Here is an 18,744-nt window from a genome sequence, read left to right as displayed (position 1 = left end):
TAGTGGCCAATTGCTATACTTACTGCAATGTTTTATAACCCAGCCTTCGCGCGGGCAGGTCGCGACCTGCCCGCGCGAAGGTGTGTGGCAAACAGTAGGAACACAAACGCCCTGCTTTTCGGGCAGGGCGCTGTTGGGTAGTAATATCTCTTGCGAGAGAGTCGTGCTTATTCAGCCACCACGTTAAAGCGAAGCTGGTGCTTCACTTCTTTATGCAGGTTGATGGTAGCGGTATATTCGCCGGCAGTTTTCACGTCCTGGTCAAATGAAATACGCTTGCGGTCTACATCAAAGCCTTTTGCCTTCAGGGCATCAGACAGCTGCAGGGTAGTTACAGAACCGAATATCTTACCGGTTTCACCCACTTTGGCAGGAATTTCAAGTACGGTGCCGCCGATGCTGTTGGCCAGATCCTGCGCGTCGTTCTTTACTTTCTCTGCTTTGTGTGCTGCCTGGCGGATGTTCTCGGCCACCACTTTTTTGCTTGATTTGTCAGCGATAACCGCCAGTCCCTGCGGCAGCAGGTAATTGCGGCCATAACCTGGCTTTACATTTACGATATCGTTTTTGTAGCCCAGGCCTTTTACGTCATCTTTAAGTATGATTTCCATTATCTGTTCCTCCTTATTTTAAAGAATCCGCAACATAAGGCAAAATAGCCAGGTGACGCGCGCGCGCAACAGCCTGAGATACTTTACGCTGAAACTTCAGGCTGGTGCCTGTTAATCTCCTTGGAAGGATTTTGCCCTGCTCGTTCACGAACTTCAGCAGGAAGTTGCCATCCTTGTAGTCAATATACTTGATACCGCTCTTTTTGAAACGGCAGTATTTCTGACGGTTGTCTTGCTTGTGTACTCTTTCGTTTACTAAGCTCATGCTGCTTTTACCTCCTCTTTTTTAGCTTGTGATTTAAACTCTCCGTTTCTTCTGCGCTCATTGTAAGCCACGGCGTGCTTATCCAAGGCAGTAGTCAGAAAGCGGACGATTTTTTCATCACGGCGATAAGCCAACTCAAGTACATCCACAACAGTAGTGGGCGCTTTAAACTCGATGAGGTGGTAGAATCCAGTTGATTTTTTCTGGATTGGGTAAGCCAGCTTACGGAGGCCCCAGTTTTCATCGTGAATAATGTCGGCGCCATTTTCCTTAAGCACCTGCTTGAACTTCTCGACCGTTTCCTGCATCTGACCGTCGTTCAGCAACGGGGTCATGATGAAGATCGTTTCGTAATTTCTCAATTCCATTCGGTTCGACTAAGAATTAATTATAGTTTTTGAATAAGGTTGCAAATTTAAGACAGATATTTGGCAAAAGCAAGTATAGCTTCTGGTATACTTCGCTCTTTTATAGTGTCATACCGCTGTACCTGCCTTATAGCTTTGGCCTGCTTTATCCGGCTGTAAAGGCGTCCATGTTATGTCTATATTATATAGTGTGTACGGCCATCATCCGGAAATCTGCACTTATCCATGATATTACTTAAACAATGTAAGCCGGGCAAAGTGCATGAAGTATAAAGTCGTCTGGTTCATCCTGCTTTGTACCTATCGGGCAGGAGTTTGTATTTATAAAAGAGAAGAAGATGATATCCGGCTGTTATCTATTTAAAATAATTCTAAATAAAACTACTTAATTTTTATCCTAAGCAGGTTTTTGGCATTTATTATAAGTATAAAGAGGAGGGTTTCGTGGTGTGTCCAAAAATAAACTTATTATGTTTGATTAATGGAATTCGCACAGTAGATTTGTGCCCATAAAGGATTTTCACCATAACTCAACACAAGTAACCCAGGCTATGATTAGCTGTATACTTAGAACCAAACACAAAATTGTCGTTGCCTTTTTGCTGGCACTCACTGTTTCTTTTGGCGCTAATGCCCAGGGAGCAAGTGAACAGGCAGATGTTGCAGCGAAAGGAGTAGAGCCAGGTGCTACACAAGGTGCAGCAGCTGCGGGAGATGCAGCAGCCGCTGATCCAGCCGTGATAGATGCGGGAGCTGCTTTGTTTAAAAACAACTGTGCTGTTTGCCACTCTGCCGGTAGCGATGTTATAGTTGGTCCTGGATTGCAGGGCGTAACGGATCGCCATAGCGATGCCTGGCTGCATAAATGGATACACAATTCGCAGGCCCTCATCCAGTCCGGTGACGCAGAAGCGGTAGCTATCTACGAGAAGTTTAACAAGCAGGCTATGCCTTCTTTCCCTTTCACGGACGATGAAATCAGCTCTATCTTGGCTTACCTCGAATCAGGGCAGGGAGCTTCTACATCGGCTGCCGTGCCAACTACTGTTGGGGGCGTGCCCGGAACCGAGCCTGGAGAGAACATTGGTACAGATGCCATCGGAGCGATAGGGCCGTACCTGGACATCGTGCTGGTGGTGTTGATTGTGGTGCTGATTGTGCTGGTAGTGACGCTGTTGCTGATTACCTCGCTGCTGAAGAACTACCTCAATAAGAACCGCCAACTCAACGAGTATGATAACGAAGTTGTTAACCAGCGCTTCGACTTCTCTAAAATATATAAGTCCACGCCTGTTCGTGTGCTGGTAGGATTAATCTTTATAGTCGTGCTGCTGGATTTAGGATGGGACTCCCTGATGGGTATTGGTGTTTCGCAGGGGTATAAGCCAACCCAGCCTATTGCCTTCTCTCACAAAATACATGCCGGCGACAACCAGATTAACTGTAACTACTGCCACACCACGGTGTACAAGAGCAAGAGCGCCAGTATTCCTTCCGTCAATATTTGTATGAACTGCCACAGTCAGATTAAAACGGAATCGCCTGAGATTCAGAAAATCTACAGAGCGGTGGAGCGTAACGAGCCTATTCAGTGGGTGCGCATCCACAATCTGCCTGACCTGGCATACTTTAACCACTCGCAGCACACGCAGGTAGGCGGCATTGAGTGCCAGACCTGCCATGGCCCTATCCAGGAAATGGATGTCGTGTACCAGTACTCTCCGCTTACTATGGGCTGGTGTATTAACTGTCACCGTGAGACGCCATTGAATACAAAAGGTAATGCTTACTACGACAACCTGGTGAAGCTGCACGACATGGGAAGCTCAGGTGCCTTCACAGTGGCTTCAAATGGTGGTACCGAGTGTGCCAAGTGCCACTATTAATTCTATTGACAATTTAAGTATTCGAGTTTTCTTAAATATAATATGCAAGACAGAATAAAATACTGGAAGGGAATTGAGGAGTTGGAAAACGCTCCCGAATTCGAGAAACATGCGCATAACGAGTTTCCAGAATTCCTGCCGGTTAGCGAATCCAATGCTGAAGGAACGCCTGCCACCGGAAAAACCCACCGCAGAGACTTCCTGAAACTGCTGGGCTTTAGTATGGCTGCCGTGTCGCTGGCTTCATGCGAGGCGCCGGTCAGAAAGGCTATCCCCTATCTTAACAAACCTGTAGACGTAGAGCCGGGCGTGCCCAACTGGTATGCTTCTACTTTCTTTCAGAATGGCGACTACAACAGCATTCTGGTAAAGACACAGGTAGGCCGCCCAATCAAAATAGAACCCAACAACCTGTCTTCTTTAACGTCCTACGGCACCAGCCCGAGGGCGCAGGCTTCGTTGCTGGGTTTGTACGACAACAACAGGCTGCGTTACCCGCTGATTAAGAACAATGAGGCCGATTGGACAAAAGTAGACAAGGAGATCATGTCGCGCCTGGGCAAAGTGAACGGGAAAGTAGCTTTTGTTTCTTCTACCATTATCAGTCCGTCTACCAAGCAACTGATCAATGAATTTGGCTCCCGCTTTGCCAACTTCGAGCACGTAATGTACGATGCTAATTCGTCCTGGGGCTTGCTGAGTGCCAACGGTGGCGTGATTCCGGGATATGATTTCAGCAAGGCAAATGTTATTGTAAGTATAGGCGCCGACTTCCTGGGAAGTTGGGTTGCGCCGATTCCGTTTGCCAAGCAATACATCCAGACGAGAAAAGTGTCGTCAGAAAACCCGACGATGTCGCGTCATTACCAGTTCGAAACGCGCTTCTCCATGACGGGGGCAAACGCCGATGTGCGCGTGCCCATTAAACCGTCTGAAGAGGCTGCCGTTATCACAGCCATCTATAATGCCGTAACAGGTGGGGGTTCTTCTGCCGCTTCTATCTCAAACGCTGCTGCTGTGACTGCGGCAATCAAGGAGCTACAGGCAAACAGGGGCAAAGCGCTTGTGGTAGCCGGCTCCAACGACCCAGGCACACAGGCCATGGTAACCGCTATAAACCGCGCACTCGGTGCCGAAGGCACTACCATTGATGTGGCGGCGCCATACTATACCAAGCAGGGCAATGATCCGCAGATGATCCGCCTGATCAACGAAATGAATGCAGGCAGTGTAGGAGCGGTGCTCTTTTATAATGCCAACCCCGTGTATGATCATCCGCTTTCAGAGAAAGTAGCCAGCGGCATCAAAAAAGTGAACTTTACACTTTCATTTGCCGACAGAGTAGATGAAACAGCTGCCCTGGTAGAGTATGTATTGCCGGATAACCACTATCTGGAATCATGGAATGACTTTGAACCGAAAAAAGGCTACCTGAGCCTGTCTCAGCCAGCCATCAATCCTATCTTTACTACCCGCCAGATGCAGGAAAGCCTCCTGATCTGGAGTGGAAGCAACACAGATTTTTACGAGTACATCCGCAATAACTGGCGAAAAGTCGCGACAGGTGATTTTAACGAGTTCTGGGAGCATACGGTGCATGATGGTGTGCTGGAAAATGGCACCAGCATGTTGCTGGTTAACACCAATGTCGCTCCCGCAGCTCCTGTAATCAAGGTAATCAAGCCAACCGGCATTGAAGCCGTGTTGTACGAGAAGGCCGTCGGTACTGGCGACATGTCGAACAACCCATGGCTGCAGGAAATGCCGGATCCTATCTCAAAGGCAACCTGGGGCAACTATGTGGCCATGCCACGCAGTATGGCCGAAGAGATGCAGGTAGTGCAGGGCGATGTGCTGAAGGTTACGATGCCAAACGGCGGCGTAATAGAGTTGCCCGCGCTGGTGCAGCCAGGTCAGGCGCCCGGAACAGTGGCGATTGCTGTAGGGTATGGCCGAAAACTGGAGTCTATGCCTGTGGCCATAGGTGTGGGGGCCAATGCTTACCCGGTTGCTACTGTAGTAGATAACACGGTGTTCTTTACCGGCCCTGTTAAGCTGGAGAAGACAGATGCCGTTATTGAAATTGCGCAAACGCAGACCCACCATACCATTATGGGCCGCCTGATAGTACAGGAGAGTACCCTGGCGAAGTATAAGGAGGAACCAAAATCAGTAACAGAGTATGTGCGTATAGCCACGCATGAAGGTCCTGCCAAGCCCGCCACTATCTCGCTGTGGGACGACTACGAGTATAAGGATCATCACTGGGGAATGGTGGTTGACCTGAACTCCTGCATCGGGTGTAACGCATGCGTTATCAGCTGCCAGGCAGAAAACAATATTCCGGTGGTAGGAAAAGCAGAAGTGCTGAACCGCCGCGAAATGCACTGGATGCGTATCGACAGGTACTACAGCAGTAATGTGGATATGGAAACCAAGGATTTGGGAGTGGTGGAGCGCTACGACAAAATGGAAGACCCGGCGGATAACCCGTCCGTTATCTACCAGCCGATGTTCTGCCAGCACTGTAACCACGCTCCCTGCGAAACAGTTTGTCCGGTTGCTGCAACTATGCACAGCTCTGAGGGCCTGAACCAGATGGCGTACAACCGCTGCGTAGGTACCCGCTACTGTGCTAACAACTGCCCTTATAAAGTTCGTCGCTTTAACTGGTTCGCTTATCCTAACAACGAGAAGTTTGTTAACATCAACACAACGATGCAGACTGATCTCGGTAAAATGGTGCTGAACCCGGATGTGGTGGTGCGTGCCAGAGGCGTAATGGAGAAATGCAGCTTCTGTGTGCAGCGTATACAGTTGGGTAAGCTGGAGGCAAAGCGGGAAAACAGAAGAACCAAAGATGGCGAAGTTGTAACTGCCTGCGCGCAGTCATGCCCGACCAACGCCCTTATCTTCGGAGATATGCTGGATCCGGAAAGCCAGATTTCAAAAACACTGGCCCGCGAACAGGGTGAACGCGCCTTCCATGTGCTGGAAGAGCTCAACGTTCAGCCAAACGTAACGTACCTGACAAAAATTAGAAACTTAGCTTAAATAATATAGCGTTATGCAGCATACATCTCCGATAAGAGAGCCTCTGGTAACGGGGGGTAAAACATACCACGACATCACTGAAGATGTCTGCAGGCAAGTGGAGGCAGCGCCCAACCCGCGATGGGCGGCTGCCTTCGGTGTCGCCTTAATTGGATTGGCTATTTTCTTTTATTCCGTATACCGTACCCTGTGGTTCGGTATTGGCGAGTGGGGCCTGAATAAGACCGTTGGCTGGGCATGGGATATCACCAACTTTGTGTGGTGGGTAGGTATCGGCCACGCCGGTACGCTTATCTCAGCCGTACTGCTGCTTTTCCGTCAGAAATGGCGCAGCTCTATTAACCGTGCAGCTGAGGCGATGACAATTTTCGCTGTAATCTGTGCCGCCATGTTCCCGGTACTGCACATGGGCCGCCCCTGGCTGGCATATTGGGTGCTTCCGTTGCCAAATACCTTCGGCTCCCTTTGGGTAAACTTTAACTCACCGCTGCTCTGGGACGTGTTTGCTATATCAACCTACTTCTCGGTGTCGCTGGTGTTCTGGTATATTGGCCTTGTGCCGGATTTTGCCACCATCCGTGACCGTGCTACCGGCCCGATTGCCAGAAGGGCTTATTCCTTTCTGTCGCTTGGCTGGACAGGTTCAGCAAAATCATGGTCCCGGTATGAAACTGTATCGTTGATTCTGGCTGGTGTCGCTACGCCGCTCGTACTTTCGGTGCATACCATTGTATCTATGGACTTTGCCACCTCAGTTATTCCGGGCTGGCACACAACAATCTTCCCGCCATACTTTGTGGCCGGTGCCATCTTCTCGGGTTTTGCCATGGTGCTTACCCTAATGCTAATTACGCGCGTGGTGTTTAAGCTGGAGGACTACATTACGGTAGGGCACGTGGAGTCCATGAACAAGATTATCATGACCACGGGGTCGATTGTAGGTATCGCCTATACGACAGAGTTCTTTATCGCCTGGTACTCGGGCGTTACTTATGAGCAGTACGAATTCATCAACCGTGCCACAGGCCCTTACTGGTGGGCTTACTGGACGATGATGACCTGTAATGTGGTAACACCGCAGCTGTTCTGGATCAGGAAAATCAGAAGAAGCCTGGTGCTGACCTTCATCATTTCCATCTTCGTGAACATTGGTATGTGGTTCGAGCGCTTCGTAATTATTGTAATTTCGTTGCACAGGGATTACCTGCCATCTTCGTGGGCCATGTTTTACCCAACCTGGATTGACGTTGGCGTGTATGTGGGTACCTTCGGACTGTTCTTTACCTTATTCTTCCTCTTTGTGAAGTTCTTCCCTGTTATCAACATGGCCGAGGTAAAAGCTATTCTCAAGTCATCTTCGGGCGTAACGCACCACGGGCATCACCCACAGGCAAACGTCATACATGGCGCTGCAACGGATTCGAACACAAATACAACGCACAGCAATGAATAAGAAATACATTCTAGGGATCTACGATGACGAGGATATCCTGCTGGATGCCATCGAAAAAATCCGGGCTGCCGGTACTAAAATATACGATGTGTTCTCGCCTTACCCGGTACATGGTATCGATGATGTATTAGGTATTAAACGCTCACGTTTGCCAATTGCAGCCTTTATTTTCGGACTGTGCGGCATGAGCTTCGCACTCTGGATGATGATCTGGATGATGGGCTTCGACTGGCCGATGATTATTGGCGGTAAGCCGCACATTGCGCTGCCGTCTTTTATCCCGATTACGTTTGAGCTTACAGTGCTGTTTTCTGCCTTCGGCATGGTATGGACCTTCTTTATAGTAGAAAGAATGATACCGACATTCCGGGTAAACGTATTCGATAAACGCTCTACAGACGACAAGTTTGTAATGGCAATCGAAGTAAAAGAAGGTGTTACAGATATGAAAGCGCTAAATAACCTGCTTCGCTCCAGTGGCGCAATTGAGGTTAATGAGAAGGAGGTTGTAAAATAATGAAACGATTTTCGAAACTAGGACTCAAAGCATCCGCTTTTCTTTTTACTGCTGCATCCCTTATTGCCTGTGGCAATGAAAAGGAGCCGGGTTTGGATTACGCCCCGGACATGTATTATTCTATTGCCCTGGATCCTTATTCTCAGATAAAGCCGAACCCGTTTAACCCGTACGGCATGAACATGCGGCAACCGGCCAAAGGCACGGTAGCACGCGGCATGGAAGGATATAACTTATACTTGTCTGTGGATACCGCAGAAGTGGCAGGTGTGGAACTGACGAACCCGCTCGCCCAGACAGAAGAAAACCTGGCACAGGGTAAAGTGCTGTACTCGCGCTTCTGTACACCATGCCACGGAGAGCAAGGTGACGGCCAGGGCCTGGTAGGCGTCAAGTTTAAAGGGGTGCCTTCTTTTACAGCGGGCCGTGTGGCTTCATTGCCGGCAGGGCACATTTTCCATGTTATTACAAAAGGCAGAGGCCGGATGCCTTATTATGCCACGCAGGTGAACCCGACCGAGCGTTGGAAAATTGTAATGTATGTACAGCAACTGCAGCAAGGCATCACCGATGTAGCGGTATCTGCGGATGAACAGGCAGAAAACGAAGCCGGAGGAGAGGCTATCACGGACAATCCGGTAACCGGAACTCCTGCTTCCGAAACTCCTAACAAGTAAGTCTAAGGCATAAGATATAAGGATAATGACAGAAGAAAGACTCATCATTTCCAGAAAAACAAACAACAGGTTTTTCTTAATGATAGCTATAGGTGTAGTAATGCTTATAGCCGGAATAATATTTATGGCCATAGGCGGTGGAGCCGGTCATGGAGAAGGCCATGGTGAAGCGCATGATGTAGTAAGCTGGAGCAAGCGCCTGATCGTGAACCTGTGGTTGAATAATGTCTACTTTTCAGGTATAGCTGTAACGGCGGTATTTATTGTTGCTGTGCACTATGTGGCCTATGGCGGATGGTATGTATTAGTTAAGCGAATACCGGAAGCACTGGCCTATTACCTGCCGATAGGTGGTATTGTGATGCTGCTGTTGTTTCTGATAGGGCGTCATGACATCTTCCACTGGACCCACGAAGGGTTATATGAAGTGGGAGGCCCGGAGTATGATCCGATAATAGCAGGAAAGCAGGGGTATCTCAATTTTACCTTCTTCCTTATCCGCATGATAATCTACTTCGGTCTCTGGATACTTTTTGCCAGGCTGCTGAGAAAAAACTCTATTAACGAAGACATGTATGGCGGTACTACCTACTACGACAAAAACATTGTGTTGTCGGGCGCTTTCCTGGTGATTTACGGTATCAGTTCTTCTACTTCTGCCTGGGATTGGGTGATGTCGATGGACACGCATTGGTTCTCGACCATGTTTGGCTGGTATGTGTTTTCGAGCTGGTTTGTTACCGCTCTTGCTGCTACTACATTAGCCGTTATAATCCTGAAACAGAATGGCTACCTTCATCTGGTAAATGCCAACCACCTGCACGACTTGGGTAAATTTGTTTTTGCCTTCTCTATCTTCTGGACATACATCTGGTTTGCGCAGTTCCTGCTTTACTGGTATGCCAACATTCCGGAAGAAGCGCTCTATTTCATCGATCGCCTGGGGGGCAACAATGGTCACTACAAAGCGATATTCTTTCTGAATCTGATAATAAACTTTGCTTTCCCATTTCTTGTTCTCATGACAAGGGATGCAAAACGGCAGATGATTATGCTGAAGATTGTAAGTATAGCTGTTCTTGCGGGGCATTGGCTGGATTTTTACCTGATGATGATGCCGAGCACATTACGTGCAGAATCAGGATTCGGATTTATTGAGTTTGGTACTGCGCTCGTTTTCCTGGGAGTATTCTTACTGGTGTTCACCAGAGGATTAACCAAAGCTTCACTTGTGCCGGTTAACCACCCATTCCTGGAAGAGAGTGTTCACCATCATGTTTAGGGATCTTACTAAAAACTTTATATAATGATTGCATTCGCTATAGGTTTATCCATTTTCTTATTACTGGTTATCCTGTTCCTGCTGTTTAGGATAGGTACATTGGCTTCTATCTTCAGAGGTTCTTCTGAGCGGGCGGCCGGTACTACCAAAACCAGTAATCGTGTAAATAGTACCTTGATGTTGCTCTTCCTTATACTGGGAGGAGCCGCTTTTATCTGGTCGTTCAGTGCCTCCTGGGATGATATGAACCAGCCTATCGCTTCGGTGCATGGCGAGTGGACTGACAGCCTATTCTGGACCACAATGATCATCATCGGCATTGTGTTTGTCATTACGCAGGTGCTGCTGTTTTTCTATGCTTACCGGTATCAGCACCGCGACGACAAGCGCGCGTACTATTACCCGCATAACAACAAGCTGGAAATTGTCTGGACGATGATTCCTGCTATAGTAATGGCCTTGCTGGTGTTTGGTGGCTGGAAAACCTGGACTAAAATCACCAGTGCTTCTCCTGAGAATGCTGAAGTGATTGAAGTAATGGGAAAACAGTTTAACTGGATGATCCGCTACCCGGGTGCAGATGGCAAGTTAGGAGTGGCCAAGTATACGCTGATAGATGCTGTTAATGAATTTGGCATAGACTTCAGCGATAAAAACTCTATGGACGACTTTACGGCACTGGAACTGCATGTGCCCAAAGGCAAGCCCGTATTGTTCAAGATTAGAGCCAGAGACGTTATCCATAGTGTGTTTATGCCGCAGTTCCGCCTGAAAATGGATGCAGTGCCTGGTATGCCAACCAAGTTCTGGTTTGTGCCGACCAAAACAACAGAAGAGATGCGGACTGAAACCGGAAACCCGGATTTTATCTATGAACTGGCCTGTACAGAGGTCTGTGGCCGAGGCCATTTTGCCATGCGCATGGTCGTGGTTGTAGATGAGCCGGAAGATTATGAAAAATGGAAGGCAGAACAAAAGCCTTTTGTGGAGCAAAACCCGGACTTACTGGCTAAATTCTCTGATGGTGCTAAAAAGCAATTAGCTCTTGAGAAAAGAGCTGAAGGTAAAGCAGAAGAAGTTAAAACAGCGTTGTAGCATTTAAATACCTAGAAATGGCAAGTACAGATCTATCTATCAATACAGATGTACATCATGCACATGAGGAGCATGAAGAACATCACCACCAGAATTTTTTCGAAAAGTATATTTTCAGCCAGGATCATAAAGTAATTGCCAAACAATTCCTGTTTATGGGAATTATGTGGGCCTTTATAGGTGGTTTCCTGTCTATCCTGTTCCGCATGCAGCTGGGATGGCCCGAAGCAACCTATACTTTCCTGGAGCCGATTCTGGGGGGCTGGGTAACAAACGGTAAAATAGATCCGGAATTTTACCTGGCTATGGTAACCATGCACGGTACCATTATGATATTTTTCGTGCTGACAGCTGGCCTGAGCGGAACATTTGCAAACTTTTTAATTCCGCTGCAGATTGGCGCCCGTGATATGGCATCAGGGTTCATGAATATGCTATCTTTCTGGATTTTTTTCCTGGCCAGCATTATCATGCTTTCCTCTTTATTTATCGAAACAGGTCCAGCTGCCGGTGGCTGGACAGTATATCCGCCACTTAGTGCTCTTCCGCAGGCTATAAAAGGATCGGGCACAGGTATGACACTGTGGCTGATAAGCATGGCTCTCTTTATTGTATCGCAGTTGCTGGCAGGTATTAACTATATTACAACCGTTATCAACCTGCGGACAAGAGGTATGTCGATGACGAAGCTGCCGCTTACAATATGGGCGTTGCTGCTCACAGCAATATTAGGTGTATTGTCTTTCCCGGTACTGTTTTCTGCTGCCCTGCTGTTGATTTTTGACCGTAGCTTCGGTACCAGCTTTTTCTTATCAGACATATACATTGCTGGAGAAGCACTTGCTCACTCTGGTGGTACCCCAATCCTGTTCCAGCACTTGTTCTGGTTCCTGGGGCACCCGGAAGTATACATTGTTATTCTGCCGGCTTTCGGAATTGTATCAGAAGTAATTGCAACTAACTCGCGCAAGCCTATTTTCGGTTACCGTGCCATGATCGGCTCTTTGTTGGGCATCTCTGTGCTGTCTTTCGTAGTATGGGCGCACCACATGTTCGTTACAGGTATGAACCCGTTCCTGGGCTCAGTTTTCATGTTCCTGACGCTGATTATTGCGGTGCCGTCTGCGGTAAAAGTCTTTAACTGGCTTGCTACGCTGTGGAGAGGAAATATCCGTTTCACTACGGCCATGCTGTTCGCAGTAGGCTTCGTATCGTTGTTTATTTCCGGTGGATTGACAGGTATTATACTCGGTAACTCTGCACTGGATATTCAACTGCATGATACATACTTTGTAGTAGCTCACTTTCACCTAGTAATGGGTGCGGCGGCTTTCTTCGGTATGTTTACAGGCGTATACCACTGGTTCCCGAAAATGTTTGGCCGTATGATGGATGAAAAATTAGGTGCCGTGCATTTCTGGATGACATTTATTGCGGTATACCTGGTGTTCATGCCGATGCACTATATTGGTATTGCCGGTTTCCCAAGACGCTATTATGCTTGGACAGGTTTTGAATCATTCAACACGTTTACAGACCTGAACACTTTTATCAGCCTTGCGGCAATAATTGGGTTTTCAGCACAATTCATCTTCCTGTTCAACTTTATTTACAGTATTCTGAGAGGGCGCCGGGCAACCGAGAACCCATGGCACTCCAACACGCTTGAGTGGACTACTCCGGTGCTTCCGGGTCATGGTAACTGGCCGGGACCGCTTCCAACAGTATACAGGTGGCCATACGACTATAGCAAGCCGGGTGCGCCAGAAGACTATATTCCGCAAACAGTTCCTTTCTCCCAGACGCAATCGTCTAATATGCCGCAGGAGAGAGACTTAGAATAAGCTGGGCATGGCTATTAAACCTTTCCAGGTAAAAAGATTCAAGAATATCGGCATACTGACCGTTATTGCAGTATACTTTTTGATATTGGTAGGAGGAATCGTGCGAAGCACCGGGTCCGGCATGGGTTGTCCCGACTGGCCCAGGTGCTTTGGCAACTGGGTTCCTCCGACTGATGTCTCGCAATTACCTGCTGATTACCTGGAGGTTTATAAGCAGAAGCGTATAGAAAAGAACCAGCGGTTAGCGGCAAGCCTGCATAATTTGGGGTTTGAGAAGGTTTCTGCAGCTATCTTTTCACACCCAAGCCAATACCTGGAAACAGCATTTAACCCGACTAAAACCTGGATTGAATACATAAACAGGCTGGTAGGAGTTCTTATCGGCATCTTTATTTTCCTGACGCTGGTTTATGCTTATCCATTCCTCAAAGCAGATGGCGCTATTTTCTTTATCGCGCTAGCCTGTTTTATACTTGTAATATTGCAGGGGTGGCTGGGTTCCATTGTCGTTTCTACTAATCTGTTGCCAGTAACGGTTACCATACACATGGCGCTGGCGCTGATACTGGTGGCCCTGCTGCAATATGCAGTAGCCAGAGCCGGTAAGGAGCAGCTGATAAAGCACTTCAGCTACTCACCCAAGGTGCAGCGTCTGTTATGGGTGGTAGCCATTTTAACTTTCGGGCAGATTCTGTTGGGAACACAGGTGCGCGAGCAGGTAGATCTAATAGCTTATAACCTGAATGGGGCAAACAGAGATCTATGGATAGATAAGCTCGGAATGGATTTTTACATCCATCGGTCCTTTTCTATTGTGATATTGGGACTGCACGTATACCTGGCTTTTCTCATCTATAAGTTGCAGGATCATAGTATATCTAAACTGGCGAGCCTGATGCTGGTGCTGGTAGGCATGGAGATACTGGCAGGCATCATCATGGCTTATTTTGCTATCCCGCCAGTGCTGCAGCCCGTACATTTAACTGTAGCAGCATTGCTGTTTGGCGTGCAGTTTCAGTTATTGATTATAAATCATTATGCCTCACAAAAGGCATTTAATAAGTCGGTGGTAATTTCTCATTAATGTTAACGCAACAATCGGAATCGCTACTGCCACTAAGTTTTATGGTACATAAAGCGGCAGCGTATTTTAAACTTTTGAAGTTCAGATTAAGCTTAGTAGTTGCTTTTTCGAGTGCCATCGGGTATGTGTTAGGCCAGACTAATGCCAGCTACCTGAATATTTTCCTGGTGATGCTGGGTGGTTTGCTGGTTACAGGTTCGGCAAATATCATCAACCAGGTACTGGAGCGCGATTTGGATAAGCTGATGAAGCGTACAGCCAAACGCCCGCTGCCAGCAGGTCAGGTCTCCATAACAGAAGCTATCGTTTACTGTGTGTTGCTGGGTATAGCGGGGCTGGCTATACTTGCCCTGTGCTTTAACGTGCTCACGGCAGTGCTCTCGCTTGTTTCGCTCATTCTTTATGGCTTCGTTTATACGCCGATGAAGCGCGTGAGCCCGATTTGCGTCTTTATCGGCGCTATTCCCGGCGGCTTGCCACCCCTGATTGGTTGGGTTGCTGCTACTGGTGTAATAGGAGTAGAGGCATGGATATTGTTCGGAATACAATTTATATGGCAGTTTCCGCACTTTTGGGCTATTGCCTGGGTGCTGGATGATGATTATAAGAAAGCAGGCTTTAAGATGCTGCCGATGGCCGGTGGCAAAAACCTGAAAACAGCTATCCAGATAATGATTTATACGTTGCTGCTGATTCCCCTGAGCCTGCTCCCGTTGCAGTTTGGCATGACGGGGCCCACATCAGCGCTTATTGCGGTAGTATGCGGGGTGCTGTTTCTGGCGCAAACATTTTACCTGATGCGTACCTGTTCTAAAAAAGCAGCTATGACCATCATGTTCGGTTCTTTTTTATACCTGCCGATTGTGCAGATAGCTTTTGTTTTAGATAAAGTAAATATATGAGTATGGTTGCCAAAATTAATGAGGATGCCAACGACGCAGCCGGTGTGCACCCGTTAAAATTTGCCCTTTGGTTGATTATTATTAGTATTATTATGATGTTTGCAGCCTTCACAAGCGCCTACATAGTAAGACGTGCGGAGGGAAACTGGCTGGAGTTTGATTTACCGTCTATCCTGGCCTTGAACAGTGCTATTATCGTGCTGAGCAGTATAACAATGCAGTTGGCTTATTTCTCAGCAAAAAAGAATAACCTGGGTACGCTTAAAATGATGCTCCTCCTGACGGTCGGGCTCGGTACTGCCTTTTTGATAGGGCAATGGTATGCCTGGGGCGATTTGGTGCAAAACAACATCTATTTTGGTGGTTCAGGCGCAAATCCTGCCGGCTCGTTTATTTATGTGCTGACGGGAGTGCATGGCTTCCATATTATTACCGGCCTGATTTTTTTACTGATTGTGCTGGCCTCGAGCCTGAGGTATAAGATACACTCTAAGAAAATGCTGCGTATACAGTTATGTACCATATACTGGCACTTTTTAGGAGGACTTTGGCTATATTTGTACTTCTTCTTATTGCTTAATCACTAAACACGCTTTTATCATTATATAAACTATGTCTACTTCAACTACGCTGGAAAAGCCAAACACAGGCACATGGGATGGCGGTAACGAGCCATTCAAAGCGAGCTATGGAAAACTCATGATGTGGTTTTTCCTGCTGTCGGATGCGTTTACGTTTGGTTCATTCCTTATTGTTTATGGTCTGTCGCGCCACAAAAACCTGCCATATACAGGCACACCGGAAGCATTCACCTTTTCGCAGGAATGGTGGCCCATCCCGGAGAAGGTTTTTAATGCTTTCCCCGGATTTCATGGCTTAGACCTGCCTCTGGCTTTTGTGGCATTAATGACCATGATTCTGATCCTAAGCTCTGTAACCATGGTGCTTGCCGTAGAAGCCGGTCATCGTATGGATAAGAACGATGTGCAGAAGTGGTTGTTGTGGACAATATTGTTTGGAAGTACCTTCCTGGGTTGCCAGGCATTGGAATGGTCTCACTTTATATCCGGTACAGAGGAGGGCATGATTTTGTCTAACGGAACGCATATATTTGGCGCTAATTTAACAATAAACCAGTATGGCCCGCCTTTGTTTGCCGACCTGTTCTTTTTCATTACAGGCTTCCACGGTACACACGTATTTTCCGGTGTTATCCTGCTGATCATTATGTTTATAAATACGGTGAATGGCACTTACCAGAAACGCGGTCATTACGAGATGGTAGAAAAAGTGGGCCTTTACTGGCACTTTGTAGACCTGGTATGGGTATTTGTATTTACTTTCTTCTATCTGATTTAATAAAGATTTTAAAACCTGAGCCGTTTGTTTCGTAAACTATAAAAGTAAAAACGCAATACAAAGGGTTAAACAAAATAGCAACACTATGGCCATGCATACTGATCACGCACACGATTTTGAGCATACAGGAGAGGTTCCAAAGCCACAAACGAAAGCCATCTGGCGGACTTTTATTATACTGGTAGCCATTACGGCACTTGAGTTCGTGATTGCTTTTACCATGGAGGCCAGTACTGTAAGAAACTCTATTTTTATTATTCTTACCATACTTAAAGCATTTTACATTGTAGGAGAATTCATGCATTTGAAGCATGAAACCAAGTCCCTGATCTGGACAATCCTTCTTCCGATGGCGCTTATAACGTGGCTGATGGTAGCCCTGATTTCTGAAGGAAGTTATTACTTCGAATCAGTCACCAACTACTTCAAATAGATAAACTATCCTTACATGAAGAACCTCAAGGCACTAATACTGGCAACGCTGTTATTAGTGCCTCTTCTTTTTTTTGCATTTGTCGTTATTTTCGGCGAACAGCATTTCACCTTGAGAACCTATTTGCCGGAATACAACCAGGCCGGTGAAGTGGTCCGCACAGCAAAGGGAGATACCGTATTCAGTCGTGTTCCCGACTTTCAGCTGACCAACCTGAAAGGAGAAGTTGTAACGCAGCAGGAGCTGGCAGGTAACGGACTGTATGTAGCAAGCTTCTTCAATACAAACTGCTCATCCGTTTGCCGGCAGGTGGCCTCGCAACTGATGCGCGTGCAGGAAACTTTTGAAAATAAACCACAGGTCAGGATTGCATCCTTCACGATTGAGCCGGACCCGGATTCTTTGGAAGTGCTGCAGAAGTATGCTACTCAGTATGGTGCAAAGCCTGCGCAATGGCTATTTTTAACCGGCTCCCGCGAAAAGATATACCGCCTGGCCAGCGAAGGGTTTTCGTTACCAATGGCGCCCAAAGCGCCAGTTTACAGCGGGAAAGTTATGCTGGTGGACAGAGTCCATCATGTACGCGGAATTTATGATGGTACCGACACTGGCGAAATAGACAGGCTGATAATGGAAATAAACGTGCTGCTTGATGAATACAGTAAAAGCAAATAAGATTACGCCGGCCAGAGAACGTAAGTTCCTGACCCTGATTGCAGCGCTCTCTGTCGTTATTCCGGTGCTGATTGCGCTTCTGTTTTTTATACCCAAAGATGGAGGGGCTAAAGTTGATGTGTCCTTTCTGCCTCCTTTTTATGCGTCTGTTAATTTCCTGACAGCTATAGTACTGGTGACAGGTTACGTGAATATCAGAAGGGGAAATATCAAAGTGCACCGTGCTTCTATGCTGACGGCTTTCGGTTTGTCGGCAGTTTTTCTGGTGTCGTATGTGGTGTACCACCTGCTGGGCGAAAGGACGCTGTATGGCGGGGAAGGGCTGCTGAAGTATGTTTACTATTTTATACTACTCACACATATTGTACTGGCCGTAGTGATTGTGCCGCTGGTGCTGCTGTCGGTATACTACGGCATCACGGATCAGTTGGTGCGCCATCGCCGCATCTCCCGCTGGACTTTCCCGATATGGCTCTACGTGGCAGTTACCGGCGTACTCGTATACCTGCTCATCTCGCCATACTATGCCTGAAACCTGTTGGCTACTTTAAATGTTTAACAAAAGATGAAGCTACTTAATAAATTTATTTTTGTACTTGCCACCGTATTTGTACTGACATTTCAGACCACAGATGCTTACAGCCAGTGCGCCATGTGCCAGGCAACGGTAGAATCCAATGCCGGAAAGGGTCATGAGGAATCAGATAACCAGGTGGGCACAGGCCTGAACACGGGCATTCTGTACCTGATGGTGGCGCCCTACGTGCTGATTGGCATTGTTGGCTTTTTGTGGTATAGAAGCAACCATAAGAAGAAAGCATGAGCAACCGCTCTACGGTAGTAGCTATACTTCAATGTCGTTGCCCGCGTTGCCGTCAAGGAGAGGTGTTTACGCATGCTGCCTGGAACCTGCGCAGGTTTGATCACATGTATGAGAGTTGCCCTGTATGCGGCCTGTATTACGAAGTGGAGGTTGGCTTTTTCTGGGGAGCCATGTACATCAGCTACGGTTTTTCAGTAGGCATTGTACTCGTGGCCGGAATTTTGCTCTTCTACCTGGCAAACGATCCGCCTATGTGGGTATACCTGGCGGTGGTAACCACCATCATCGTTCTTTCTACGCCTGTGCTGTTTCGGTATGCGCGTATTCTGATGCTCTATTTCTTTGGAGGGATAAAGTATAACCCGGTCGACAGCAAGCGCTAATCCGGAGCTGAAATTCTGGTGGTTATCTTGCGT

General features: G+C 47.4%; 20 protein-coding genes. 17 read left to right on the top strand and 3 right to left on the bottom strand.

Annotated elements, in window-relative coordinates:
• Positions 1 to 167: 167 nt before the first annotated feature.
• Genes rplI through rpsF form a run of 3 tightly spaced genes read right to left on the bottom strand, consistent with a single transcriptional unit; the run spans position 168 to position 1,244 of the window.
• The gene (gene rplI / locus I2I11_RS11350; protein ID WP_196267829.1) at positions 168 to 611 is read right to left on the bottom strand and encodes a 50S ribosomal protein L9; all 444 of its coding nucleotides are present in this window, start codon (positions 609 to 611) and stop codon (positions 168 to 170) included.
• 13 nt (positions 612 to 624) lie between these two features.
• Complete coding sequence (gene rpsR, locus I2I11_RS11345) at positions 625 to 876, bottom strand: 30S ribosomal protein S18 (protein ID WP_196267828.1); 252 nt, start codon at positions 874 to 876, stop codon at positions 625 to 627.
• On the bottom strand, positions 873 to 1,244 hold the full coding sequence (gene rpsF / locus I2I11_RS11340) for a 30S ribosomal protein S6 (protein WP_196267827.1): 372 nt from the start codon (positions 1,242 to 1,244) through the stop codon (positions 873 to 875). Before rpsF ends, rpsR begins: the two co-directional genes overlap by 4 nt.
• A 551-nt stretch (positions 1,245 to 1,795) precedes the next feature.
• On the opposite strand from rpsF, the gene I2I11_RS11335 reads away from it, so the two are divergent.
• The 17 genes from I2I11_RS11335 (at position 1,796) to I2I11_RS11255 (ending at position 18,711) form a co-directional block, all read left to right on the top strand.
• Positions 1,796 to 3,130, top strand: coding sequence for a c-type cytochrome (locus tag I2I11_RS11335; RefSeq protein ID WP_196267826.1), 1,335 nt, complete (start codon positions 1,796 to 1,798; stop codon positions 3,128 to 3,130).
• Positions 3,131 to 3,172: 42 nt separating this feature from the next.
• On the top strand, positions 3,173 to 6,184 hold the full coding sequence (locus I2I11_RS11330; RefSeq protein ID WP_196267825.1) for a TAT-variant-translocated molybdopterin oxidoreductase: 3,012 nt from the start codon (positions 3,173 to 3,175) through the stop codon (positions 6,182 to 6,184).
• Between the two features lie 13 nt (positions 6,185 to 6,197).
• Positions 6,198 to 7,637, top strand: coding sequence for an NrfD/PsrC family molybdoenzyme membrane anchor subunit (gene nrfD, locus I2I11_RS11325; protein ID WP_196267824.1), 1,440 nt, complete (start codon positions 6,198 to 6,200; stop codon positions 7,635 to 7,637).
• Positions 7,630 to 8,154, top strand: coding sequence for a DUF3341 domain-containing protein (locus tag I2I11_RS11320; RefSeq protein WP_196267823.1), 525 nt, complete (start codon positions 7,630 to 7,632; stop codon positions 8,152 to 8,154). Before nrfD ends, I2I11_RS11320 begins: the two co-directional genes overlap by 8 nt.
• Complete coding sequence (locus tag I2I11_RS11315) at positions 8,154 to 8,831, top strand: c-type cytochrome (RefSeq protein ID WP_196267822.1); 678 nt, start codon at positions 8,154 to 8,156, stop codon at positions 8,829 to 8,831. Before I2I11_RS11320 ends, I2I11_RS11315 begins: the two co-directional genes overlap by 1 nt.
• A gap of 25 nt (positions 8,832 to 8,856) precedes the next feature.
• Positions 8,857 to 10,113: a quinol:cytochrome C oxidoreductase gene (locus I2I11_RS11310; protein WP_196267821.1), complete on the top strand. Its 1,257-nt coding sequence runs from the start codon at positions 8,857 to 8,859 to the stop codon at positions 10,111 to 10,113.
• 24 nt (positions 10,114 to 10,137) lie between these two features.
• Positions 10,138 to 11,208, top strand: coding sequence for a cytochrome c oxidase subunit II (locus I2I11_RS11305; protein WP_196267820.1), 1,071 nt, complete (start codon positions 10,138 to 10,140; stop codon positions 11,206 to 11,208).
• 17 nt (positions 11,209 to 11,225) lie between these two features.
• Complete coding sequence (locus I2I11_RS11300; RefSeq protein ID WP_196267819.1) at positions 11,226 to 13,052, top strand: cytochrome c oxidase subunit I; 1,827 nt, start codon at positions 11,226 to 11,228, stop codon at positions 13,050 to 13,052.
• Positions 13,053 to 13,059: 7 nt separating this feature from the next.
• Positions 13,060 to 14,136, top strand: coding sequence for a COX15/CtaA family protein (locus I2I11_RS11295; protein WP_196267818.1), 1,077 nt, complete (start codon positions 13,060 to 13,062; stop codon positions 14,134 to 14,136).
• The gene (gene cyoE, locus I2I11_RS11290; protein ID WP_196267817.1) at positions 14,136 to 15,038 is read left to right on the top strand and encodes a heme o synthase; all 903 of its coding nucleotides are present in this window, start codon (positions 14,136 to 14,138) and stop codon (positions 15,036 to 15,038) included. Before I2I11_RS11295 ends, cyoE begins: the two co-directional genes overlap by 1 nt.
• Positions 15,035 to 15,625: a cytochrome c oxidase subunit 3 gene (locus I2I11_RS11285; protein WP_370582968.1), complete on the top strand. Its 591-nt coding sequence runs from the start codon at positions 15,035 to 15,037 to the stop codon at positions 15,623 to 15,625. Before cyoE ends, I2I11_RS11285 begins: the two co-directional genes overlap by 4 nt.
• 25 nt (positions 15,626 to 15,650) lie before the next feature.
• Positions 15,651 to 16,397 carry a cytochrome c oxidase subunit 3 gene (locus tag I2I11_RS11280; protein ID WP_196267815.1) on the top strand — a complete coding sequence of 249 codons (747 nt, stop codon included), beginning with the start codon at positions 15,651 to 15,653 and terminating at the stop codon, positions 16,395 to 16,397.
• 85 nt (positions 16,398 to 16,482) lie between these two features.
• The gene (locus I2I11_RS11275) at positions 16,483 to 16,830 is read left to right on the top strand and encodes a cytochrome C oxidase subunit IV family protein (protein ID WP_196267814.1); all 348 of its coding nucleotides are present in this window, start codon (positions 16,483 to 16,485) and stop codon (positions 16,828 to 16,830) included.
• 15 nt (positions 16,831 to 16,845) lie between these two features.
• Entirely contained in the window at positions 16,846 to 17,505 is a 660-nt protein-coding gene (locus I2I11_RS11270) for an SCO family protein (protein WP_196267813.1), read from the top strand.
• A complete protein-coding gene (locus I2I11_RS11265; protein WP_196267812.1) occupies positions 17,483 to 18,037 on the top strand; it encodes a DUF420 domain-containing protein in 555 nt (184 codons plus the stop codon). The genes I2I11_RS11270 and I2I11_RS11265 overlap by 23 nt, the downstream gene beginning before the upstream one ends.
• 33 nt (positions 18,038 to 18,070) lie before the next feature.
• Complete coding sequence (locus I2I11_RS11260) at positions 18,071 to 18,328, top strand: hypothetical protein (RefSeq protein ID WP_196267811.1); 258 nt, start codon at positions 18,071 to 18,073, stop codon at positions 18,326 to 18,328.
• Entirely contained in the window at positions 18,325 to 18,711 is a 387-nt protein-coding gene (locus I2I11_RS11255; protein ID WP_230680109.1) for a DUF983 domain-containing protein, read from the top strand. Before I2I11_RS11260 ends, I2I11_RS11255 begins: the two co-directional genes overlap by 4 nt.
• Positions 18,712 to 18,744 lie beyond the last annotated feature (33 nt).

The sequence above is a fragment of the Pontibacter rufus genome (assembly GCF_015694705.1).
GTDB lineage: Bacteria > Bacteroidota > Bacteroidia > Cytophagales > Hymenobacteraceae > Pontibacter > Pontibacter rufus.
Note: the sequence above shows the minus strand (reverse complement) of the source record. Positions and strands in the feature narration are given on the sequence as shown.

Coding starts and splice junctions, on each gene's coding strand:
- rplI (WP_196267829.1), bottom strand. CDS start 611: ATGGAAATCATACTTAAAGATGACGTAAAAGGCCTGGGCTACAAAAAC.
- rpsR (WP_196267828.1), bottom strand. CDS start 876: ATGAGCTTAGTAAACGAAAGAGTACACAAGCAAGACAACCGTCAGAAA.
- rpsF (WP_196267827.1), bottom strand. CDS start 1,244: ATGGAATTGAGAAATTACGAAACGATCTTCATCATGACCCCGTTGCTG.
- I2I11_RS11335 (WP_196267826.1), top strand. CDS start 1,796: ATGATTAGCTGTATACTTAGAACCAAACACAAAATTGTCGTTGCCTTT.
- I2I11_RS11330 (WP_196267825.1), top strand. CDS start 3,173: ATGCAAGACAGAATAAAATACTGGAAGGGAATTGAGGAGTTGGAAAAC.
- nrfD (WP_196267824.1), top strand. CDS start 6,198: ATGCAGCATACATCTCCGATAAGAGAGCCTCTGGTAACGGGGGGTAAA.
- I2I11_RS11320 (WP_196267823.1), top strand. CDS start 7,630: ATGAATAAGAAATACATTCTAGGGATCTACGATGACGAGGATATCCTG.
- I2I11_RS11315 (WP_196267822.1), top strand. CDS start 8,154: ATGAAACGATTTTCGAAACTAGGACTCAAAGCATCCGCTTTTCTTTTT.
- I2I11_RS11310 (WP_196267821.1), top strand. CDS start 8,857: ATGACAGAAGAAAGACTCATCATTTCCAGAAAAACAAACAACAGGTTT.
- I2I11_RS11305 (WP_196267820.1), top strand. CDS start 10,138: ATGATTGCATTCGCTATAGGTTTATCCATTTTCTTATTACTGGTTATC.
- I2I11_RS11300 (WP_196267819.1), top strand. CDS start 11,226: ATGGCAAGTACAGATCTATCTATCAATACAGATGTACATCATGCACAT.
- I2I11_RS11295 (WP_196267818.1), top strand. CDS start 13,060: ATGGCTATTAAACCTTTCCAGGTAAAAAGATTCAAGAATATCGGCATA.
- cyoE (WP_196267817.1), top strand. CDS start 14,136: ATGTTAACGCAACAATCGGAATCGCTACTGCCACTAAGTTTTATGGTA.
- I2I11_RS11285 (WP_370582968.1), top strand. CDS start 15,035: ATGAGTATGGTTGCCAAAATTAATGAGGATGCCAACGACGCAGCCGGT.
- I2I11_RS11280 (WP_196267815.1), top strand. CDS start 15,651: ATGTCTACTTCAACTACGCTGGAAAAGCCAAACACAGGCACATGGGAT.
- I2I11_RS11275 (WP_196267814.1), top strand. CDS start 16,483: ATGGCCATGCATACTGATCACGCACACGATTTTGAGCATACAGGAGAG.
- I2I11_RS11270 (WP_196267813.1), top strand. CDS start 16,846: ATGAAGAACCTCAAGGCACTAATACTGGCAACGCTGTTATTAGTGCCT.
- I2I11_RS11265 (WP_196267812.1), top strand. CDS start 17,483: ATGAATACAGTAAAAGCAAATAAGATTACGCCGGCCAGAGAACGTAAG.
- I2I11_RS11260 (WP_196267811.1), top strand. CDS start 18,071: ATGAAGCTACTTAATAAATTTATTTTTGTACTTGCCACCGTATTTGTA.
- I2I11_RS11255 (WP_230680109.1), top strand. CDS start 18,325: ATGAGCAACCGCTCTACGGTAGTAGCTATACTTCAATGTCGTTGCCCG.